The sequence below is a fragment of the Klebsiella michiganensis genome (genome assembly GCA_000963575.1).
Taxonomy (GTDB): domain Bacteria; phylum Pseudomonadota; class Gammaproteobacteria; order Enterobacterales; family Enterobacteriaceae; genus Cedecea; species Cedecea michiganensis_A.
The window spans coordinates 4200077-4219663 of sequence record CP011077.1 but is presented as its reverse complement, the minus strand read 5'-3'; the positions used below and the strand labels follow the sequence as shown (position 1 = coordinate 4219663).

Here is a 19587-nt window from a genome sequence, read left to right as displayed (position 1 = left end):
ATAAATAAATTCCACTGCACTATTTTCCCCCTCTCCACCTTGGGGAGAGGGCCGGGGTGAGGGGCGTTCCTGCGGAACGGAACGATAGCCGATCCAACTCAAACCGGCTTCGCTGTTACAGCAACCCACCCAGATTCACATACTTGGTTTCCAGGTACTCTTCCAGCCCGCAGTCGGAGCCTTCGCGGCCGAGGCCGGACTCCTTCACGCCGCCGAAAGGTGCCACTTCCGTGGAGATGATGCCTTCGTTAACGCCAACCATACCGCTTTCCAACTGCTGGGTGACGCGGAAAGCCCGGGCCAGGTCTCGAGTGTAGAGGTAGGCCGCCAGGCCAAACGGCGTAGAGTTGGCGCGTTCAATCGCCTCCAGCTCGCCGCTGAAGCGGAAACAGGCCGCCAGCGGGCCGAAGGTTTCCTCGCGGGCCAGCAGCATGGATTCGGTGGCGTCGGCCAGCACGGTAGGCTGGTAGAACGATGCGCCGAGGGCGTGACGCTCGCCGCCGCACAGCAGGCGCGCGCCGTGCTCAAGGGCGTCTTTTACATGGGCTTCCACTTTCTCAACCGCTTTCTGGTGAATCAGCGGCCCCTGCTGGGCACCCGGCGTCATGCCTGGGGCAACCTTCAGCGCCCTTGCGGCGGCGGCGAGTTTCTCGACAAACTGCTCATACACGCCGTCTTGGACGTAGAAGCGGTTAACGCAGACGCAGGTTTGCCCGCTGTTGCGGAATTTGGCGGCCATCGCCCCTTCCACGGCGGCGTCAATATCCGCATCGTCAAAGACGATAAACGGCGCGTTACCGCCCAGCTCCAGCGACAGTTTTTTCACGGTATCCGCCGCCTGACGCATCAGTAACTTGCCGGTTGGCGTGGAGCCGGTGAAGGAAATTTTGCGTACCGTTGGGCTTGCCATCAGCGTGCTGCCGATTGCCACTGTGTCGCCGGTGACGGCGTTAATCACCCCAGCCGGAACGCCTGCCTGCTCGGCGAGCACGATAAGCGCGAAGGCCGAAAGCGGCGTTTCATTCGCCGGTTTAATCACGGCAGTGCAGCCGGCCGCCAGCGCAGGGCCGAGTTTGCGGGTCAGCATCGCCAGCGGGAAGTTCCACGGGGTGATGGCCGCTACCACGCCAACCGGCTCCTTGAAGGTGAGAATTTGGTTGCCGACTTTCGGGGAAGGGATCGTTTTGCCGTTGGCACGTTTAGCTTCTTCAGCAAACCATTCGATAAAGCTTGCGGCGTAGGCCACTTCGCCTTTGGCTTCCGCCAGTACTTTGCCCTGTTCGGTGACCATCAATTCCGCCAGTTCGGCCTGGTGCTCGACGATCAGCGCGAACCAGCGCTGGAGGATCTGCGAACGGGCTTTGGCGGTTAATGCTCGCCAGGCGGGCAGGGCGGCGTGCGCGGCGGCTATGGCCGCTTCTGTCTCTTTTGTTCCGGCGTTTGCTACCTGAGCAACGACTTCATCGGTTGCCGGATTTAATACGGCGTAGCGCTCGTTGGCATCCCGCCATTCACCGTTGCAGTACCAGCCGGTGCGGACCAGTGCGTCAAAACTGCTCATGCGATATTCCTTGTGGTTACGTTGTCGATAAACAGGCCGCGTGCGGCACGGCCTTCTCGTGCGATGCGTTTGCCTGCCGTGTAGTCGTTGATGACGTCGCACGGCGTGTAGTTGCGCTCCAGTTCGTAGCGTTCATCTTCATCAAGCGCCGTGCTGAGTGCGGCAACTGCGCTGTCAATTTGCTGCACGGAATCCGCGCCAACCAGCATGCAGTCCACGCCGGGGTGGTTCAGTACCCACGCCTGAGCAATTTGCGCCGGAGGCAGGCCGCGCAGCTGAGCTACATGGCTGACGGACTGGGCGACGTTGCGGGAAGTAAGGTCCGCATACATCTCCTGAGTGAAGAAGTCGGTCTGGTTGCGCACGGAGTTAAAGTCGCAGCTCAGCAGGCCACGAGCGAGCGGGCTGAAGACTGAAACCCCAAGCCCCTGGTCGCGGCAGAAGGGGATCATTTCCCGCTCTTCTTCGCGGTAGGCGCAGTTCAGCTGCAGCTGCATGTTGATTGGTTTTGCGTAACCATAGCGCTCGCAGCACCAAAGAATTTTTGCCAGTTGCCAGGTGTACATGGTTGAAACACCGACGTAGCGCGCTTTACCACTGCGGACGATGTCATTCATCGCCGCCCAGGTTTCCTCTACGGGCGTATTCACATCGAAGTAGTGCAGCATGTAGATATCGACGTAGTCGGTGCCGAGGCGCTTCAGGCTGCCGTCGATGCTTTCCATGATGTGCTTGCGTGAATGGCCCTGGTTGTTAAATCCGGTGCCAATGGGGTAGCCCACTTTGGTGGTGAGTACCAGATCATCCCGGCGGGCAATGCGTTTTAATACGTTGCCGACCACTTCTTCCCCGGCGCCGCTGGAGTAGAAATCTGCCAGGTCGATAAAGTTGATGCCGGACTCCAGCGCGTGGCGGATCAGCGGCTCGCTTTGCGACTCGTCAAAAATCCACGGTTTCCACTGCTTGCTGCCCATGTTCATGGTGCCAAGGCACAGGCGAGAAACTTTCAGGCCGCTGTGGCCCAGATTGACGTATTCCATTTCGCCTCCTCAGGCTTTTGGGGTGTAGAAAGGGTTGCCGAGCTGCGGCAGTGCGTCAGCAATCTGGCTGCGCTGCGGCAGTTTGCCCATCGCCGCGCGGATGGCCTGACGGCAGGCGCGATAATTGTTGTGGTACACCTCATCGATATCGTTGCAGCCGGGGTTCACCCAGTTGGCGGTGACGATGCACCAGTTGTCTTCCGCTTCCGGCGGCAGCGTGCCGTCCAGCAGCGCTTCGGTGACCGCTTTGGCGATGGCGGCCTGAGACGCACCCCAGGTGGCATTGCCGTGCAGTTCGCCGCTGATTTCCGCTTTATTGACATACAGCGTCATCGGTTTGGCCGGAACGTTAGGCTTGATCACCACCATAAACGGGCAGTGACCCTGGCTTGGTGAAGCGAGGCTGCTGGAAAAAGCCTGGCCAACCACGCCGCTGCGTGGGCCAATCATGATGTTGATGTGCGAGGCGTTAACGCCGTTACCTTCAAACCCTTCTCCGATATACATTTCCACGAAATTTCTCCTGTTAAGCGTGAGCGTTATTTAGCCGGTTCAGCGGCGGCATTGCCGTGGCGCTGGGCCGGATCGTGAGCGGCATCTACCAGGGTTAGCCCTTTGGTTTCTGGCGCCCAGGCGAGAGAGACAATGGCACCGATGACGAGGATCAGCGCCAGCATGCCGGTGGTGGCCTGCATGCCGTAATTCAGAATGGCCAGCGGCAATAAACCGGTGCCAATGGCGGAGCCGAGGCGGCTCATGGAGGTGGCAAAGCCGACGCCCATGGAACGCACTTCCGTCGGGAAGCTCTCGGCCGGGAAAACGCCCACCAGATTGCTGACCGCCGACATCACCAGCGTGAAAGCGGCAAAGAACAGAATTAACCAGCCGGACTGGCTGACCGGAATGATGCTGAGCATCACCAGGCAGGCGGCGAGGAAGACAAACGAACCGATCAGGAAGCCGCGGCGCGAGCAGACAACGGTCAGCAAGATCCCCAGGAGCGCGCCGACGATCAGCAGGGCGTTTAGCAGCAGATCGGTGGTGAAGTTATTGTTCAGCCCCATGACCTGCAGAATCGACGGCAGGAAGGTGTAGATGGCGAAATACGGGATCACCAGGCAGACAAAAAACAGGCTATTAAAGGCGGTACGACGGCGGTATTTCGGCCCGAACAGCGACATAAAGCGCTGTTTCGAGGCGACCGGGGCTTCATCCACCAGCAGTACGTTAGGGCCGAAGTACTTGCGGACAATCGCCATAGCTTCTTCTCGTCGCCCTTTGCCCATCAGCCAGCGCGGTGATTCTGGCGTGCCGATGCGCATCAGCAGAATAATCAGCGCGGGCAGGGCCGAAGAGGAGAGCAGCCAGCGCCAGGCGTCCGGGCCAAGCGCCGTTAAGAAGTGCCCGGCAAAACCCGCGGCCACGTAGCCAAAGGTCCAGATCACGCTGAATGAACCGAGCAGGACGCCGCGATGTTTCCGTGGGGAAAACTCCGCCAGCATGGTGTGGCCGACAGAGAAGTCGCCGCCGAGGCCGATACCGACCATTACCCGCAAGAAGAACAACTGTTCTGGCGTTGTCGCGAAAAACTGCAGCGCTGAAGCGAGCGTGATCACCACAAAGCTGAAGCAGAAGATCTTCTGGCGGCCAACGTAATCGGAGATCCAGCCCAACACCAGGCTGCCGAGAAACAAGCCGATCAGCGCCGAGCTGCCGAGCATCCCTTCCCAGAAGGGCGTTAATCCCATTTGGGGTTTGATCTGAGCCAGCGCGAAGCCGATGACGCCGAGCACGTAGCCGTCGGTAAAGTGTGCGCCGAAGGTGAGACCGGCGATTTTGATATGGAAACGGTTTAACGGCACGTCATCCATACGGGTGTACTGTTGTGTCAGGTGGGACATGACGCCTCCTCCTGTGAGGTGGTTTTGTAGGGTATTTGTATTTTTTATGTTTCAGTTGCGTTAACAATGTGGCAGCAAAGCGCATCAGCAGGCGAGTGCGTTTTAGTCATACCCCCAGGCAAAAAACGCATGTGATCCCTCTCCTGTTTTGCAGAAATAGCTGCGCGGGGGGATGGCGTTTCAGGGCCGGTTAGAAACATATTATTAACATGACTGGTGCTTGCCCGCGGATGATGACAACAATGAGAAAACTCCCGTCACTCAGCATGTTAAGAGTCTTTGAAGAGACCTGCCGGACGCTTAGCTTTAGCAAGGCGGCGCAGGCGTTGTGCATTACACAGAGCGCCGCCAGCCGGCAAATCAAGCAGCTTGAAGCGTTTCTCGGCAAACTGCTGTTTGTTCGTACCCACAGCGGGCTGGAGCTGACTCAGGATGCGGTGCTGCTGTTACCGGTAGTGCGCCAGTCGCTGGATATTCTTGAAGAGGGCGTTTGCCACGTTCAGCTTCGCAACCCCTTACAGCATCTGCGCCTGCAGGTTGCCCCGACATTTGCCACCCGCTGGCTGGCGCCGAGACTGGTGGCGCTTCGTCAGCGTAACGGCCAGCTACAAATTGCCCTTATCAGCGAAACCCGGCAGAAATACAGCGATTTTGACTGCGCCATCCGCTTTGGCACCCGCCAGGAAAGCGAAGGCCGGGGGCAGTGGCTGTGCCATGAAAAACTGCTGCTGGTGGCCAGCCCGCTGCTGATGATTGATGGCGTTTTTCCGCCGCTGGCATCCCAGCCGCAGCTGCATATTCTTAACGGTGAGATCCGGCTGGATAACTGGTCTCGCTGGCTTGCGGCGACCGGTGAAAATGAAAGTCTGCTTTCCGGCGGGCTGGAGTTCAGCACTGAGGATCAGGTGATCAACGCCTGTGTGACCGGGGCGGGGTACGCGGTGCTCGACAGGATGATGATCCGCAACGAGCTACGTGGGGGATTATTAGTGCCGCTGGCGGAGCTGGAGCTTGAAAGCGGGAATGGTTACTGGCTGGAGATCCCACAGGGCAAGCGGGAACTGCCGCGCGTCGGCTATTTTTGTGACTGGGTGCAGGCGGAGATAGTCCGGTTCTGGGGGGAAGAAGAGCCACTCGCTCAGCGAGCGTTACCCTCACCTGATGCATTAGCTGTCGGCTGATGTCAGCCTCCCGTCTGAGGCTTTTTTCTTACCGGGATAAAGGTTATAACCGGAGGGAAACAGCAAACAGGGGATAAGAATGAAAACGATTGGGCTGCTGGGCGGCATGAGCTGGGAATCCACCATTCCCTACTACCGGTTAATTAACGAAGGGATCAAACAGCGTCTGGGTGGGCTGCACTCGGCCAAAATTGTGCTGCACAGCGTTGATTTTCACGAGATAGAGGCTTGCCAGTCTGCCGGCGAGTGGGACAAAGCCGGTGAGATGCTGGCCGAGGCGGCGCTGGGGCTGCAAAAGGCCGGTGCCGAAGGCATTGTGCTGTGTACGAACACCATGCACAAAGTCGCGGAGCATATTGAGTCCCGCTGCGCTTTGCCATTTCTGCATATTGCCGACGCTACCGGGCGAGTGATTGCGGCGCACGGAGTAAGTCAGGTTGCTCTGCTGGGAACTCGCTATACCATGGAGCAGGACTTTTATCGTGGCCGCCTGCAGGAGCAGTTTGGCATCCGCTCTATTATTCCGGACGCGTCCCAACGTCAGCGAATTAACCAGATAATCTTCGATGAGCTGTGCCTCGGGATCATTAACCCAGAGTCGAAGCGCTATTATCAGCAGGTCATTCAGGCGCTGCAGGCGCAGGGTGCTGAGGGGGTTATCTTCGGCTGCACCGAAATTGGTCTGCTGCTTGGTCAGCGGGACTGTCCGCTGCCGGTGTTTGACACCGCAGCAATTCACGCCGCCGATGCAGTTCTCTTTATGTGCGGTGAAGAATAGGTGTTTTTCTTTTACCATCAATAAATTAAATGTCGTGCCTACTTTATCCCCACCCCGTGCCGGGTCATGCCCGGCCTCTTATGTGTTATAAATTTGTTATGTAGCGCACATTATTCCAAAAAGCTGCTCCTCTGAAATCCTCACACTACAGGCGATTGCGCACAGCAATGGCTATTCATCATGTCTGCAACCGGAGTTATACAATGCCTGTTTCCTTACTGGCGCTGGCGATGAGTGCGTTTGCCATCGGCACGACGGAGTTCGTGATTATGGGGCTGCTGCCCGAAGTGGCGGGGGATCTCCATGTCTCCATTCCCGTCGCCGGCTGGCTTATCAGCGGCTATGCGCTGGGGGTTGCCATTGGCGCGCCAATCATGGCTTTGCTCACCGCTCGTTTGCCGCGCAAGCTGTCGTTAATTTTGCTGATGGTGATTTTCATCGTCGGCAACCTGCTGTGCGCCCTGGCGCTGAGCTACAACTTCCTGATGCTGGCGCGCGTTATCACGGCGCTGTGCCACGGCGCGTTCTTCGGGATTGGTGCCGTCGTTGCGGCAAGCCTCGTGCCCGCCGGACGCAAGGCTTCGGCGGTGGCGCTGATGTTTACCGGCTTAACGCTGGCCAATGTGCTGGGCGTGCCCATTGGAACCTGGTTTGGGCAGCTTTACGGCTGGCGAGCCACTTTCTGGGGCGTGGCCGTTATCGGGGTCATTGCTTTCCTGGCCCTGGTGGTCAGCCTGCCGTCGCAGAAGGATGAAGAGGCCACCGACTTAAAAAGCGAAATCAAAGCGCTGGCGCACGGCAAGCTTTGGTTGTCCCTCAGCATGACGGTGTTCTTCTCTGCCGCGATGTTTGCGCTGTTCAGCTATGTGGCGCCGATGCTGCTACAGGTCACCGGGATTACGCCGAGGGGCGTGAGCTGGACGCTGTTCCTGATAGGCGCGGGGCTGACGGTGGGTAACATTCTGGGGGGACGCCTGGCGGACTGGCGCGTGTCGTTCAGCCTGATCCTTAGCTTCAGCCTGATTGCCGTCTTCTCGCTGTTGTTCCGCTGGACCAGCCACGGAGCATGGCTTGCGGAAATCACACTGTTCCTGTGGGCGATGGCGGCGTTTGCCACCGTGCCTGCGCTGCAAATCAATGTGGTGCTGCACGGCAAAGAGGCGCCGAACCTGGTCTCCACGCTTAATATTGCCGCCTTTAACGTGGGTAATGCCCTGGGCGCGTGGGTTGGCGGGACGGTGATTGAACGTGGGTACGGCCTGACGGCGGTGCCGGTGGCCGCGGCCGGATTAGCGGTTGTGGGGCTGATTATTTGCCTGATTAACTTCAGTAATGGCTCCGGCCACCAGCAGCCCGTAACAGAGCAGTAAGCTAGCGGTTGAGCAGCGCGTTCAGCGGGTCACTGTACAGATGCATGCTGTGCTGTAGGCGGTCGCTGAACGCGCTGACCAGCGCTGAGGCCGGGCGGTGCAAAGGCCGGATCAGGCTGACGGTAAAAGGCACCGCCACGCTGAACCGGCGCACCACCACCCCTCGCGCGTGGTAATCCAGCGCGGTTAACGGGTTGACAATCGACACGCCCACCCCCGCCTGGACCATCGCGCAGACGGACGCGGCGCTGTGGGTTTCAACCACCATTCTTCGCTTCACGTCGTGCTCCTGAAACAGCGAGTCCAGCAGCTGGCGATAGCTGTCGGTACGCGACAGGCTAATGTAATTCTCCCCGGCAAAATCCTGCGGCGTGAGTTCTGCTTTCGCGGCGAGTTTGTGCCCGGCAGGCAGGACGCAGACTTCGTTCAGCGTGAGCAGGGTCTGGCGTTCCGTTCCGGCAGGCGTGGTGACGTTTTCCGTCAGCCCCAGGTCATGGCGCTGGGCGGAAAGCCACTCTTCCAGCAGCGGCGACTCCTGCGGCACGATGTTCAGGCTGAGGTCCGGGTAACGGGCCAGGAACGGCTGCATCAGGCGCGGCAAAAAGGATTGAGAAAACACCGGCAGGCAGGCGATGGACAGCTCGCCCTGGCGGAACTCGCGCAGGCTTTCGGCGGCATTAAGGATACGATCCAGCCCGTACCAGGAGCGCTGAACCTCTTCAAATAGCCGCAGCCCCTGAACGGTGGGGTAAAGACGGCCCCGACTGCGCTCGAACAGCTGCAGGCCGATGAGTTTTTCAAAGCGAGCCAGTTCCCGGCTGACCGTAGGCTGGGAGGTGTGCAGCAGGCCTGCGGCTTCGGTGAGGTTGCCGGCTGTCATCACAGCGTGAAAGATTTCGATATGGCGCAGGTTGATGGCTGGCATGGTTTGTTCCGCTGATGTTGTTTACCCTCACCCCGACCCTCACCCTGGAAGGGCGAGGGGGAAAAACTGGTTTGCTGAGGCGTTGAGTGATTGCCCTTAACCCGGCCGTTTCCCAGAAATGGCGAGGGTGAAAAATAAATTGCATAGGGGCAATTTACTGTCCCCTCTCCCCTCAGGGGAGAGGGTTAGGGTGAGGGGTATTATCTAAACCATATCATATTTGAATAGACTCGCTAGAAAACGATATTTTTTATCCCTCACTCTCTGTGGCGTAATAAAGAAAATGACCGTTACCCGGAGTTCACCATGCCACGCTCGCTGCACGACACCACCACCGCGCTGAATGCGCAAAACCTGCTGACCCTGCCCGCCGAATTTGGCTGTCCGGTTTGGGTTTATGACGCTGAAATCATCCGGCAGCAGATTGCCCAGCTGCGCCAGTTCGATGTGATTCGCTTTGCCCAAAAGGCGTGCTCGAATATTCACATCCTGAAGCTGATGCGTGAGCAGGGCGTAAAGGTGGATTCGGTATCGCAGGGTGAAATCGAGCGTGCGCTGGCGGCAGGCTACACGCCGCTGGAAAACCCGGACGATATCGTCTTTACCGCCGACGTGATTGATACCGCCACGCTGGCGCTGGTGGCCGAGCAGAAAATTCCGGTCAACATCGGATCTGTGGATATGCTGCATCAACTGGGCGAAATCTCTCCGGGGCACCGCGTCTGGCTGCGCATTAATCCGGGCTTCGGTCACGGGCATAGCCAGAAAACCAATACCGGTGGTGAGAACAGCAAGCACGGCATCTGGCTGAGCGATATGCCGAAAGCGCTGGAGGCTATGCAGCGCTACGGGATCCACCTGATCGGTATTCATATGCACATTGGCTCAGGCGTGGATTATGGTCATCTCGAGCAGGTTTGCGGTGCGATGGTGCAGCAGGTGATCGACTTTGGTCAGGATCTTGAGGCGATTTCGGCCGGCGGCGGGCTGTCTATTCCTTACCGTGAAGGTGAGGAAACCATCGATACTGACCATTATTACGGCCTGTGGAATGCCGCTCGTGAAAAAATTGCGGCTCATCTGGGACACCCGGTGAAGCTGGAGATCGAGCCGGGCCGTTTCCTGGTGGCGGAGGCTGGCGTGCTGGTCTCACAGGTGCGCGCGGTGAAAGATATGGGTTCCCGTCACTTTGTACTGATCGATGCCGGTTTCAACGATCTGATGCGTCCGTCGATGTACGGCAGCTATCACCATATTTCCGCGCTGGCGGGTGACGGGCGGGATCTGGCTGCACTGCCGGCGAGGGAAACCGTTGTGGCGGGGCCGCTGTGCGAGTCCGGGGATGTGTTTACCCAGCAGGAAGGCGGTAAGGTAGAAACTCGCCTGCTGCCGCCGGTAAAACCGGGGGATTACCTGGTCCTGCACGATACCGGCGCATACGGAGCTTCAATGTCGTCTAACTACAATAGCCGCCCGCTGCTGCCGGAAGTGCTGTTTGATAACGGCAGTGCCCGCCTGATTCGCCGCCGCCAGACGATTCAGGAACTGCTGGCCCTCGAATTACTTTGATACTTTTCGTCCGGCCTCGAAAAAGGGGCCGGGCGCAACGGAATCTCTCAGTACCAGCGTCCCCACGAACGGTGGGATCGGCGCTAACGGTTCACCGCTCGCCAGCTTAATGGCCTGATCGATTGCGGTAATGATCATATTGTCGATAGGCAGGTAGACGGAGGACAGCGCTGGCTCCAGCCACTGTGCGCTCGGCGCGTCGTCAAAGCCGAACAGCGAAATATCCTGTGGAATACGAATTCCGGCCTGGTGCAGCGCTTTGGAGGCCCCCAGCGCCATATCGTCGTTACAGGAAAACAGTGCGCTGAAGCTGACGCCGCTGGTCAGCAGCTCCTGACACAGATGGTGCCCTTCGGTCATGCTGGAATCCCCGTATTTCACACGGTTTTCGTCCCACGCAATACCATGTTTTTGCAGCGCTTTCCGGTAGCCCATCAGGCGAGCCTTGCCGGTTGGCGTGGAGATAGGCACGGTAATACAGGCTATTTCTCGGTGGCCTTGCTGGATCAGATATTCGGTGGCCTGAAATGCGGCATCCTGTTGTTCGAAGAAGACGCAGCGTTCACGGGCCTGGGTGACGTCCCGGTTAATAACCACCAGCGGCACCTGAATGGCTTCCATCAGCGACATCAGCGCCCGCTCGCTCATAAAACGCGTGTAGAGAACAATGGCGTCACAGTGCCGGTCCGCCAGCATTTGCACGGCGTCCAGCTCTTTTTCCGGTGTGTCATGCCCGTCGGTGACGATCAGCTGTTTACCGTAGAATTCCGTGCGGCGTGAAGCCTGCTGCAGCAGGCGACCAAAGTAAAAGCCATCAAAGGTGGAGACAACCAGCCCGATGCTGTTGCTGCTGCGGTTTGCCAGCGATCGTGCCAGAAAATTAGGCTTATAGCCCAGCTCTTCCATGGCCTTAAACACCTGTTCGCGGGTGCTTGCTTTAACCTGTCCGGTGCCGTTTAACACGCGAGATACCGTCGCTTTGGAAACCCCTGCGCGTAACGAGACATCTAACATTGTTACCATTGTTTCCTTCCCGATCTGGACGCTGTCGCGATTTTCCAGCAGTTTATCACAGGAGTTTCGCTCACAAGCGGCCTTGCCGTTTCGCCGTGCAAATTGTCGTACCAGATCACGCTTTAGGAATTTGGTGAGGGTTTTTAGGAGTATATCGTTGTGAAAATTGTCCCGTTGTACCAGGCCCCTCAGCACGCAGAACAAGTGACGGAGTGGCTTTGGCAGGCCTTTGGCAGTACGGAAAGCCGAGACTTTTTTGCGTCTATTGTTGCCGCCAGCCAGCGGGAAGGCGAAATGCCCCTGACGTTTATTGCGCTGGAGGGTGAAAAGATTGTCGGGACCGTGGGACTGTGGCGCTGTGATTTGATCAGTCGGCAGGATCTCTGGCCCTGGCTGGCGGCGCTGTATATTGATGAAAGCCAGCGAGGGAAGGGGCTGGGCGAGCTTTTACAGCGGCACGTCGCGGAATATGCCCGTGGGCTGGGTTTTGGGTCTTTATATCTGTATTCGGCCTGTAAGGCCTATTATGAACGGTTTGGCTGGCGCTATATCGGCGACGGGCTGGATTACCCCGACCAGCCCGTACATCTTTATCAACTTACGCTTTAACTGTTGTCGCCCGGCGAGACCACCGAGTGGCGACGAACCAGCGTTGGGCTAAACATGTGGGTGATCTCCGGCAGCGGCTGGTTCTCTGCCAGCGCCAGCGCGAGTTCTGCCGCCTGAGTCGCCATGGTGACAATCGGGTAGCGAACCGTGGTCAACTTCGGTCGCACGTAGCGTGAAATTAACACGTCATCAAAACCAATCAGTGAAATCTCACCGGGAACATCAATTCCGTTGTCGTTCAGCACGCCCATCGCCCCGGCGGCCATTGAGTCGTTGTAGCAGGCCACGGCGGTGAAGTTTTTACCGCGCCCCAACAGCTCGGTCAGGGCCTGTTCGCCGCCGCTTTCGTCGGGCTCACCAAAGGTTATCAGCCGCTCATTCACGGGAATATTGTGCTCGCGGAGCGCGTCGTAATAGCCCTTAAGGCGGTCTTCTGCGTCCGATATCTGATGGTTGGAACAGATATAGCCGATGCGGGTGTGGCCTTGCTGAATCAAATGCCGTGTGGCGAGCCAGGCTCCGTAGCGGTCGTCCAGCGCAACGCAGCGCTGCTCAAACCCGGGCACGATGCGGTTGATGAGCACCATACCCGGGATCTGTTTCATGAGAGAAATCAGCTCTTCATCGGGAAGTTTTTTGGCATGAACGACCAGCGCAGCGCTGCGGTGGCGAATAAGCTGTTCGATGGCCTGGCGCTCTTTTTGTTCGCTGTGGTAGCCGTTGCCGATTAGCAGGAAGTTGCCGGTGCGGTAGGCAACCTGTTCAACGGCTTTTACCATAGCGCCAAAGAAAGGATCGGAAACGTCGCCCACCACCAGACCAATGGTTTCAGTGGCTTGCTGGGCAAGCGCCCGCGCATTAGCGTTGGGATGATAATTCAACGCTTCCATAGCGCTATTCACCGCCTGCTTTGAGGCGTCGCTGGCTTTTGGGGAGTGGTTGATGACGCGTGAAACCGTGGCGACAGACACACCAGCCAGCCGAGCCACATCCTTAATTGTCGCCATGAAAGGCCTTCCTGTTAGGGGTAATCGTTTACACTGCGTTTAGTTTTACGGAAATCCCTGATGACTGCAAGGCAACAACTGATGGGTATATCGCAAACTGGAACAAAATCAAGGTGAAAGCGTGTAACGGTTACACCTCTCTCACCGGGCTGCCTCTTTTTAGTGCATGTTACGGATTTTTAAACGTTTCTGCCCAAATCTTTGCTTACATTTTGCAGTCGGCTGTTGCGATTTCAGCGTAGCTTAACTGAGGACTCCGCTGCTACATTTGTGGTCCCAGAGGTATTGATAGGTGAAGTCAGCGATTAATTGCTGATCCTATGAATTACACCAACCTGCGCGGATGCGCAGGTTTTTTTTTGCCTGAATCCCACCGCCTGTAACAAGAATCGAGAATTTAAACACCTGGTTGCACTTGGGCTCATTCCCTTGCTTTTTGCCGCTGGTTTCACCGCCGGTGGCGCGAGACAATTCAGATCCCAGAGGTATTGATTGGTGAGAATTCCTGGTACTCTGCTGAGTACAATTCTTTTGCACCAACCTGCGCAGATGCGCAGGTTTTTTTTTGCCATTTTTTGAGCCCCCTCCCGCACTTAACGCAACTGGTGTACTCTGCGACTCTACACTTAATGCTTAACGACAGACGACAAAGAGAGTCGCTATGCTTTTTGCTTTTTTCCGCGCGCTATTCCGCATTCTATTCCGGGTAACTCTTTCCGGCGATCCGCAGGTTCTTCAACTACAGCGGGTGCTGATTGTTCCGAACCACGTCTCGTTTCTGGACGGAATCCTGGTTGCACTCTTTCTGCCGGTGCGCCCGGTATTTGCGGTCTACTCCTCGATCAGCCAGCAGTGGTATATGCGCTGGCTAAAACCGCTCATTGATTTTGTCCCGCTGGATCCAACCAAGCCGATGTCTATCAAACACCTGGTGCGCCTTGTGGAGCAGGGGCGTCCGGTGGTGATTTTCCCGGAAGGGCGGATCAGCGTGACGGGCTCATTGATGAAAATCTACGATGGTGCCGGGTTTGTGGCGGCCAAAGCACAGGCCACGGTTGTGCCTTTGCGCATCGACGGCGCGGAGCTGACTTTCTTTGGCCGGCTGAAAGGGCTGGTAAAACAGCGCGCATTTCCGCGTATTAGCCTGCATCTTCTCCCGCCAACGTCGATTGCAATGCCGGAAGCACCCCGGGCTCGCGATCGCCGCAAAATAGCCGGTGAGATGTTGCACCAAATCATGATGGAAGCGCGCATGGCCGTCCGCCCGCGTGAGACGCTTTTTGAGGCGCTACTGGCGGCGAAATATCGCTACGGCTCGCGTAAAAACTGTATTGAAGACATTAACTTCAAGCCTGATACATACAGCTCTCTGCTGAAAAAAACGCTGTTTGTAGGCCGAATTCTGGATAAATACAGCGAACAGGGTGAAACCATTGGTTTGATGCTGCCGAATGCAGCGATCAGCGCGGCGGTGATTTTTGGCGCTTCGTCTCGGGGGCGCATTCCGGCGATGATGAACTACACGGCAGGCGTAAAAGGACTGACCAGCGCGATTACCGCGGCGCAAATCAAGACTGTCTTTACCTCCCGACAGTTCCTGGATAAGGGCAAGCTGTGGCACTTGCCGGAGCAGCTGACGCAGGTGCGTTGGGTTTATCTGGAAGATTTAAAGTCCACCATCACCCTGCAGGATAAAGTGTGGATCTTTGCGCATCTGCTTGCGCCTCGTCTGGCTCAGGTAAAGCAGCGGCCTGAAGACGCGGCGATGGTACTGTTTACCTCCGGCTCGGAGGGCAACCCAAAAGGTGTGGTGCACAGCCATAAAAGCCTGCTGGCGAACGTGGAGCAAATTCGCACCATCGCCGATTTCACCGCCGATGACCGGTTTATGTCCGCGCTGCCGCTCTTCCACTCTTTTGGCCTGACGGTGGGGCTGTTCACACCGCTGCTGACCGGGGCGGAAGTGTTCCTCTACCCAAGCCCGCTGCATTACCGTGTGGTACCGGAGCTTATCTACGATCGTAATTGTACGGTCGTATTTGGCACCTCGACCTTCCTCGGCAACTATGCCCGCTTTGCTAACCCGTATGATTTCTTCCGTCTGCGCTATGTGGTCGCCGGGGCGGAAAAGTTGCAGGAAAGCACTAAGCAGCTGTGGCAGGACAAGTTCGGCCTGCGGATTCTGGAAGGCTACGGCGTGACCGAGTGCGCGCCGGTGGTGTCTATCAACGTGCCAATGGCGGCGAAGCCAGGAACCGTGGGACGTATCCTTCCGGCAATGGATGCTCGCCTGCTGGCGGTGCCCGGTATTGAGCAGGGCGGAAGGCTGCAGCTCAAAGGGCCAAATATCATGAATGGCTATCTGCGCGTGGAAAATCCGGGCGTGCTGGAGCAGCCCGAGGCTGAAAACGGCCTCGGTGAGATGGAGCCCGGCTGGTATGACACCGGTGATATCGTAACCTTTGACGAGCAGGGCTATTGCGTGATTCAGGGGCGTGCGAAGCGCTTTGCCAAAATTGCCGGGGAAATGGTGTCGCTTGAGATGGTTGAGCAGATGGCAATCGGCATTTCTCCAGACAAGCTGCATGCCACAGTGGTTAAACACGACGCGGCCAAAGGCGAAGCTTTGGTGATGTTTACTACCGACAGCGAGCTTAACCGCGAAAAACTCTTGCACTATGCCCGTGAGCATGGCGTGCCTGAGCTGGCAGTACCGCGCGATATTCGCTTCCTCAAACAACTGCCGGTGCTAGGCAGCGGAAAACCAGATTTTGTTACCCTGAAAGCGCAGGTTGATGAAGCGGAGAAAGCCAATGGCTGAACAGGCTGGCAATAGCGGTTCTTTGTGGTCCCGGGGCATGATGGCGGTAACCGCGGCGCAATTTTTATCGGCTTTTGGCGACAATGCGCTGCTGTTCGCCACGCTCGCGGTGCTCAAGCAGCAGTTCTACCCGGACTGGAGCCAGCCCGTGCTGCAAATGGTGTTTGTCGGCGCTTATATCCTGTTTGCGCCGTTTGTGGGGCAGGTGGCCGACAGTTTCGCCAAAGGACGAGTGATGATGCTGGCGAACAGCATGAAACTTGTTGGTGCGGCTGTGATTGCGTTAGGGCTGAATCCCTTTGTCGGCTACACGCTGGTGGGAATTGGCGCTGCGGCCTATTCACCGGCTAAATACGGCATTCTCGGCGAGCTGACCACCGGGGATCGATTGGTGAAGGCCAACGGCCTGATGGAATCCTCTACCATTGCGGCGATCCTGCTTGGATCAGTAGCCGGAGGCGTGCTGGCTGACTGGAACCTGACCGCGGCGCTGGTCGTCTGTGCGCTGGTTTACGGTGGGGCGGTGGTGGCCAACCTGTTTATCCCTAAACTGGCTGCCGCGCGCCCCGGCCAGTCATGGCACTTTAAGCCGATGACGCACAGCTTCTTTTCAGCCTGCCGCAGCCTCTGGCGCAGCGGAGAAACGCGCTTCTCGCTGGTGGGCACCAGCCTGTTCTGGGGGGCCGGCGTGACGCTGCGCTTCCTGCTGGTGCTGTGGGTGCCGGTGGCGTTGGGGATCGCGGATAACGCGACGCCTACCTATCTGAATGCGATGGTTGCGGTTGGGATTGTGGTGGGGGCCGGGGCTGCTGCGAAGCTGGTGACGCTGGAAACTGTCGCCCGCTGCATGCCCGCCGGAATTTTGATTGGCATTGGTGTGCTGATTTTTGCTCTCCAGCATTCTTTGCTGCCTTCATACGCTTTGCTGGTGCTGATTGGCCTGTTGGGCGGTTTCTTCGTGGTGCCGCTTAACGCGCTGCTTCAGGAGCGCGGCAAGCACACGGTCGGGGCAGGCAACGCCATTGCCGTGCAAAATCTGGGTGAAAACACGGCCATGCTTTTGATGCTGGGTCTGTTCTCACTGGCGGTGAAAACCGGGGCGTCGATTGTCGGGATCGGGATCGGATTCGGCGCGGTGTTTGCGCTGGCGATTAGCGCGCTGTGGCTGTGGCAAATCAAGCAGAAATAACCAAAAGGCCCTCCCCCGGAGGGCCTTATTTATTACGGTGCCGGGTAGGTATAGATCCGATGCACCGCTTCAATCTCCTCAATCACCTCTTCGCTTAGCTTCAGGTGCAGGCTTTCAAGGTTGGTTTTCAGCTGTTCCAGGGTCGTCGCGCCGAGCAGCGTGCTGGCGACGAACGGCTGGCGACGAACAAAAGCCAGTGCCATTTGCGCCGGGTCGAGATTATGGCGCTTAGCTATCTCAACATACGCCGCAACAGCTTTTTGCGACTGCTCACCGCTGTAGCGGGTAAAGCGGCTAAAGAGCGTGTTTCGGGCGCCTGCAGGTTTGGCCCCGTTAAGGTATTTGCCCGACAGCACGCCGAAGGCGAGGCAGGAATAAGCGAGCAGTTCGACGCCTTCATGCTGGCTAATCTCAGACAGGCCAACTTCAAAGCTGCGGTTCAACAGGCTGTAGGGGTTTTGAATCGTCACGATGCGCGGCAGGTCGTGTTTTTCAGCAAGCTGCAGATAGCGCATCACGCCCCACGGCGTTTCGTTCGAGACGCCGATGTAGCGAATTTTCCCGGCGCGTTGGCATTCGGTCAACGCTTCGAGCGTTTCCAGAAGGGTTACCGGCAGTGAAGTTGTGTCGCTCCAGGTGTAGCCAAGTTTGCCAAACATGTTGGTCTGACGCTGCGGCCAGTGCACCTGATAGAGATCGAGATAATCGGTTTGCAGGCGTTTGAGGCTGGCATCCAGCGCTTCGCGGATGTTTTTCCGGTCGAGGATCTGGTTTGGGCGGATGCCCGCGTCGTTGTTGCGGGTTGGGCCGGTGACTTTGGAAGCAATGACCAGCTTTTCGCGGTTACCGCGCGCTTTAAGCCAGCTGCCGACATAGCTCTCCGTCAGACCCTGGGTTTCCGGGCGTGGCGGCACCGGGTACATTTCCGCAACATCAATCAGATTAACGCCCTGACTAACGGCATAATCGAGCTGCTGGTGGGCATCGGCCTCGCTGTTTTGTTCACCAAAGGTCATGGTTCCCAGCCCCAGCGTGCTGACTTCAAGTGAACTGTGGGGGATACGGTGATAGTGCATAGCCGGCTTCCTGTTGTTCTTTTGACTCGTCAGGCATCGTTACCCGACAAAAGGTCTATAAACATGGCAGAGGCCGGGGCAAAGCGAAAGAGGGGGAAGGAAGAAAAATCATCAGGCCAGCCGATGGGCTGACCCTGCGAGATTAGCGCTCAATAATCTGGGAAACGTCGTTGCGGTTGATCTGCATTTCATTACCTTGCTGGTCACGATAGCTGACCAGGCCGGTATCTTCATCGACCTTCGGCTTGCCTTCGGTCAAAATCATTCGCCCATCTTTGGTCGCCATCACGTAGTCACTGCTGCAGCCTGAAACGGCAAAGGCAAGACCAATGGCGGAGATTGCTACTGCCCATTTAGTCATCGTTATGTTCCTCGTCAGGAAAGGATCCCGTTAATAAGTCTAGTAATAACTTGATGAACAGAGGAAGAAAAGCAGCAAATTCTTAATAGGTCGAGGGAAATGTAACATTCTCCGGCGTGCGCTGACATAACCCTGGATTCCATTCCCGGCGGCGGCTATTAGAGCGTGAAGTGCCGTGCGAGCAGGGCGGCGGTGAAATTCTTCTTTAAATAGAACCCGCGAGGTAACGTCAGAATCGGTGAACCATCGGCGCCAATAGCGTCCGTTAACGCCCGGCTGTTGGCGGCTTTCGGCCGCAGCTGCAGTACTTCGCCGTGACGAGCGGTAATGCGCTCGACCTGCCCCAGCACGATCAAATCCATCAGCTCTTCCCAGTCCAGACGCAGCTGCTGCTCTTCTGCTTCCGAAGGGCTCCATAACAGCGGAGAACCCACATGGCGCTCGGCAAGTGGGATCTGCCTTTCACCCTCCACCGGGATCCACAGCACGCGTTTGAGCTTATGCCGCACATGGCTGGTTTCCCAAATGACCCCGCTATTGCCGGTGAGCGGCGCGACACAGACGAAAGTGGTTTCCAGCGGGCGGCCAAGGCTATCCACCGGGATCGTTTTCAGCTCGATCCCGAGCGCGGCGAAATCTTGCTCGGGCTTGCTGCCGGCGCTGGCACCCAGCCACAGCTCCAGCAGCACGCCAATCCAGCCTTTATCTCGCTTCAGGTCTTTCGGCGTCTGTAAGCCGGCGAGGGCCGCCAGTTCTCCCAGGGTATAACCTGCGACGCATTGCGCCTGATGGAGCAGTTCGGCTTCACTGCGTGGGGGCGTGATGAGCGGACGTATTGGTTGCATAACTCGTTGATGTTTTTTGGTTAAAAAATGAACGCACTTTGTTCACAGCGAAGTCTTAGTTTAGTCTGCTGAGGATAAGATTAACAATATTCTGATTTATAATGAGTTTTTAAAGGCAGCCGATTCGTTGCAGCAACATTAAAAAGGCTTTTCCAAATCTGGTCACTGACAATGAACAGGATCTTACACCATGTTATCCACAGAAAAGTGGGATAACTGGGAAAAAGCGCGACTACTGGTTCCATTTACAGCCTTGACGGGGCGCTAAAATACAATTTATCACCGATTTGTGACTAACTTGTTGGCACAATCTGTGGATAAAAACGACATTGTTCGATCT

The 19587-nt window shown here is 57.1% G+C and carries 17 protein-coding genes; 7 read left to right on the top strand and 10 right to left on the bottom strand.

Translation table 11 applies throughout. From position 1 onward, the window contains the following. Positions 1 to 115: 115 nt before the first annotated feature. The 4 genes from gabD to VW41_19430 are packed head-to-tail and all read right to left on the bottom strand — an operon-like array spanning position 116 to position 4502. A complete protein-coding gene (gene gabD, locus VW41_19445; protein AJZ91031.1) occupies positions 116 to 1561 on the bottom strand; it encodes a succinate-semialdehyde dehydrogenase in 1446 nt (481 codons plus the stop codon). After that, the gene (locus VW41_19440) at positions 1558 to 2601 is read right to left on the bottom strand and encodes an alcohol dehydrogenase (GenBank protein AJZ91030.1); all 1044 of its coding nucleotides are present in this window, start codon (positions 2599 to 2601) and stop codon (positions 1558 to 1560) included. Before VW41_19440 ends, gabD begins: the two co-directional genes overlap by 4 nt. Before the next feature lie 9 nt (positions 2602 to 2610). Then, complete coding sequence (locus VW41_19435; GenBank protein ID AJZ92026.1) at positions 2611 to 3108, bottom strand: aldehyde-activating protein; 498 nt, start codon at positions 3106 to 3108, stop codon at positions 2611 to 2613. Between the two features lie 32 nt (positions 3109 to 3140). Then, positions 3141 to 4502, bottom strand: a complete 1362-nt coding sequence (locus tag VW41_19430) for a major facilitator transporter (protein AJZ91029.1) — start codon at positions 4500 to 4502, stop codon at positions 3141 to 3143. Positions 4503 to 4744: 242 nt separating this feature from the next. Between VW41_19430 and VW41_19425 the strand changes: the two genes are divergently transcribed. The 3 genes from VW41_19425 (at position 4745) to VW41_19415 (ending at position 7831) form a co-directional block, all read left to right on the top strand. Next, positions 4745 to 5683, top strand: a complete 939-nt coding sequence (locus tag VW41_19425) for a LysR family transcriptional regulator (protein ID AJZ91028.1) — start codon at positions 4745 to 4747, stop codon at positions 5681 to 5683. A 79-nt stretch (positions 5684 to 5762) separates the two neighbouring features. Beyond that, positions 5763 to 6461 carry a racemase gene (locus VW41_19420; protein ID AJZ91027.1) on the top strand — a complete coding sequence of 233 codons (699 nt, stop codon included), beginning with the start codon at positions 5763 to 5765 and terminating at the stop codon, positions 6459 to 6461. A 203-nt stretch (positions 6462 to 6664) separates the two neighbouring features. Further along, entirely contained in the window at positions 6665 to 7831 is a 1167-nt protein-coding gene (locus VW41_19415; protein ID AJZ91026.1) for an arabinose transporter permease, read from the top strand. Between the two features lies 1 nt (position 7832). On the opposite strand, the gene VW41_19410 is transcribed toward VW41_19415, so the two are convergent. Beyond that, on the bottom strand, positions 7833 to 8756 hold the full coding sequence (locus tag VW41_19410) for a transcriptional regulator (protein ID AJZ91025.1): 924 nt from the start codon (positions 8754 to 8756) through the stop codon (positions 7833 to 7835). Positions 8757 to 9062: 306 nt separating this feature from the next. Here VW41_19410 and VW41_19405 point away from each other — a divergent pair, with 306 nt between their 5' ends. Beyond that, on the top strand, positions 9063 to 10325 hold the full coding sequence (locus tag VW41_19405) for a diaminopimelate decarboxylase (GenBank protein AJZ91024.1): 1263 nt from the start codon (positions 9063 to 9065) through the stop codon (positions 10323 to 10325). On the opposite strand, the gene VW41_19400 is transcribed toward VW41_19405, so the two are convergent. Beyond that, entirely contained in the window at positions 10317 to 11348 is a 1032-nt protein-coding gene (locus VW41_19400; protein ID AJZ91023.1) for a LacI family transcriptional regulator, read from the bottom strand. The two genes, VW41_19405 and VW41_19400, sit on opposite strands and share 9 nt — an antisense overlap. Positions 11349 to 11498: 150 nt before the next feature. Here VW41_19400 and VW41_19395 point away from each other — a divergent pair, with 150 nt between their 5' ends. Then, positions 11499 to 11948: a GNAT family acetyltransferase gene (locus VW41_19395; protein ID AJZ91022.1), complete on the top strand. Its 450-nt coding sequence runs from the start codon at positions 11499 to 11501 to the stop codon at positions 11946 to 11948. Here the strand turns inward: VW41_19395 and VW41_19390 are convergent. Next, entirely contained in the window at positions 11945 to 12955 is a 1011-nt protein-coding gene (locus tag VW41_19390) for a transcriptional regulator (protein AJZ91021.1), read from the bottom strand. The genes VW41_19395 and VW41_19390 overlap by 4 nt on opposite strands. Positions 12956 to 13616: 661 nt before the next feature. Between VW41_19390 and VW41_19385 the strand changes: the two genes are divergently transcribed. Both VW41_19385 and VW41_19380 read left to right on the top strand, forming a co-directional pair. After that, complete coding sequence (locus VW41_19385; GenBank protein AJZ91020.1) at positions 13617 to 15776, top strand: acyl-ACP synthetase; 2160 nt, start codon at positions 13617 to 13619, stop codon at positions 15774 to 15776. Beyond that, positions 15769 to 16965: a lysophospholipid transporter LplT gene (locus tag VW41_19380; GenBank protein ID AJZ91019.1), complete on the top strand. Its 1197-nt coding sequence runs from the start codon at positions 15769 to 15771 to the stop codon at positions 16963 to 16965. The genes VW41_19385 and VW41_19380 overlap by 8 nt, the downstream gene beginning before the upstream one ends. A 32-nt stretch (positions 16966 to 16997) precedes the next feature. Here the strand turns inward: VW41_19380 and tas are convergent, their stop codons facing one another. The 3 genes from tas to VW41_19365 all read right to left on the bottom strand — a co-directional run bounded on the left by tas (position 16998) and on the right by VW41_19365 (position 19247). After that, positions 16998 to 18041 carry an aldo/keto reductase gene (tas, locus tag VW41_19375; protein AJZ91018.1) on the bottom strand — a complete coding sequence of 348 codons (1044 nt, stop codon included), beginning with the start codon at positions 18039 to 18041 and terminating at the stop codon, positions 16998 to 17000. A 142-nt stretch (positions 18042 to 18183) separates the two neighbouring features. Then, complete coding sequence (locus VW41_19370) at positions 18184 to 18402, bottom strand: hypothetical protein (protein ID AJZ91017.1); 219 nt, start codon at positions 18400 to 18402, stop codon at positions 18184 to 18186. A gap of 158 nt (positions 18403 to 18560) precedes the next feature. Beyond that, positions 18561 to 19247: a DNA mismatch repair protein gene (locus VW41_19365; GenBank protein AJZ91016.1), complete on the bottom strand. Its 687-nt coding sequence runs from the start codon at positions 19245 to 19247 to the stop codon at positions 18561 to 18563. Positions 19248 to 19587 lie beyond the last annotated feature (340 nt).

Coding starts and splice junctions, on each gene's coding strand:
- gabD (AJZ91031.1), bottom strand. CDS start 1,561: ATGAGCAGTTTTGACGCACTGGTCCGCACCGGCTGGTACTGCAACGGT.
- VW41_19440 (AJZ91030.1), bottom strand. CDS start 2,601: ATGGAATACGTCAATCTGGGCCACAGCGGCCTGAAAGTTTCTCGCCTG.
- VW41_19435 (AJZ92026.1), bottom strand. CDS start 3,108: ATGTATATCGGAGAAGGGTTTGAAGGTAACGGCGTTAACGCCTCGCAC.
- VW41_19430 (AJZ91029.1), bottom strand. CDS start 4,502: ATGTCCCACCTGACACAACAGTACACCCGTATGGATGACGTGCCGTTA.
- VW41_19425 (AJZ91028.1), top strand. CDS start 4,745: ATGAGAAAACTCCCGTCACTCAGCATGTTAAGAGTCTTTGAAGAGACC.
- VW41_19420 (AJZ91027.1), top strand. CDS start 5,763: ATGAAAACGATTGGGCTGCTGGGCGGCATGAGCTGGGAATCCACCATT.
- VW41_19415 (AJZ91026.1), top strand. CDS start 6,665: ATGCCTGTTTCCTTACTGGCGCTGGCGATGAGTGCGTTTGCCATCGGC.
- VW41_19410 (AJZ91025.1), bottom strand. CDS start 8,756: ATGCCAGCCATCAACCTGCGCCATATCGAAATCTTTCACGCTGTGATG.
- VW41_19405 (AJZ91024.1), top strand. CDS start 9,063: ATGCCACGCTCGCTGCACGACACCACCACCGCGCTGAATGCGCAAAAC.
- VW41_19400 (AJZ91023.1), bottom strand. CDS start 11,348: ATGGTAACAATGTTAGATGTCTCGTTACGCGCAGGGGTTTCCAAAGCG.
- VW41_19390 (AJZ91021.1), bottom strand. CDS start 12,955: ATGGCGACAATTAAGGATGTGGCTCGGCTGGCTGGTGTGTCTGTCGCC.
- VW41_19385 (AJZ91020.1), top strand. CDS start 13,617: ATGCTTTTTGCTTTTTTCCGCGCGCTATTCCGCATTCTATTCCGGGTA.
- VW41_19380 (AJZ91019.1), top strand. CDS start 15,769: ATGGCTGAACAGGCTGGCAATAGCGGTTCTTTGTGGTCCCGGGGCATG.
- tas (AJZ91018.1), bottom strand. CDS start 18,041: ATGCACTATCACCGTATCCCCCACAGTTCACTTGAAGTCAGCACGCTG.
- VW41_19370 (AJZ91017.1), bottom strand. CDS start 18,402: ATGACTAAATGGGCAGTAGCAATCTCCGCCATTGGTCTTGCCTTTGCC.
- VW41_19365 (AJZ91016.1), bottom strand. CDS start 19,247: ATGCAACCAATACGTCCGCTCATCACGCCCCCACGCAGTGAAGCCGAA.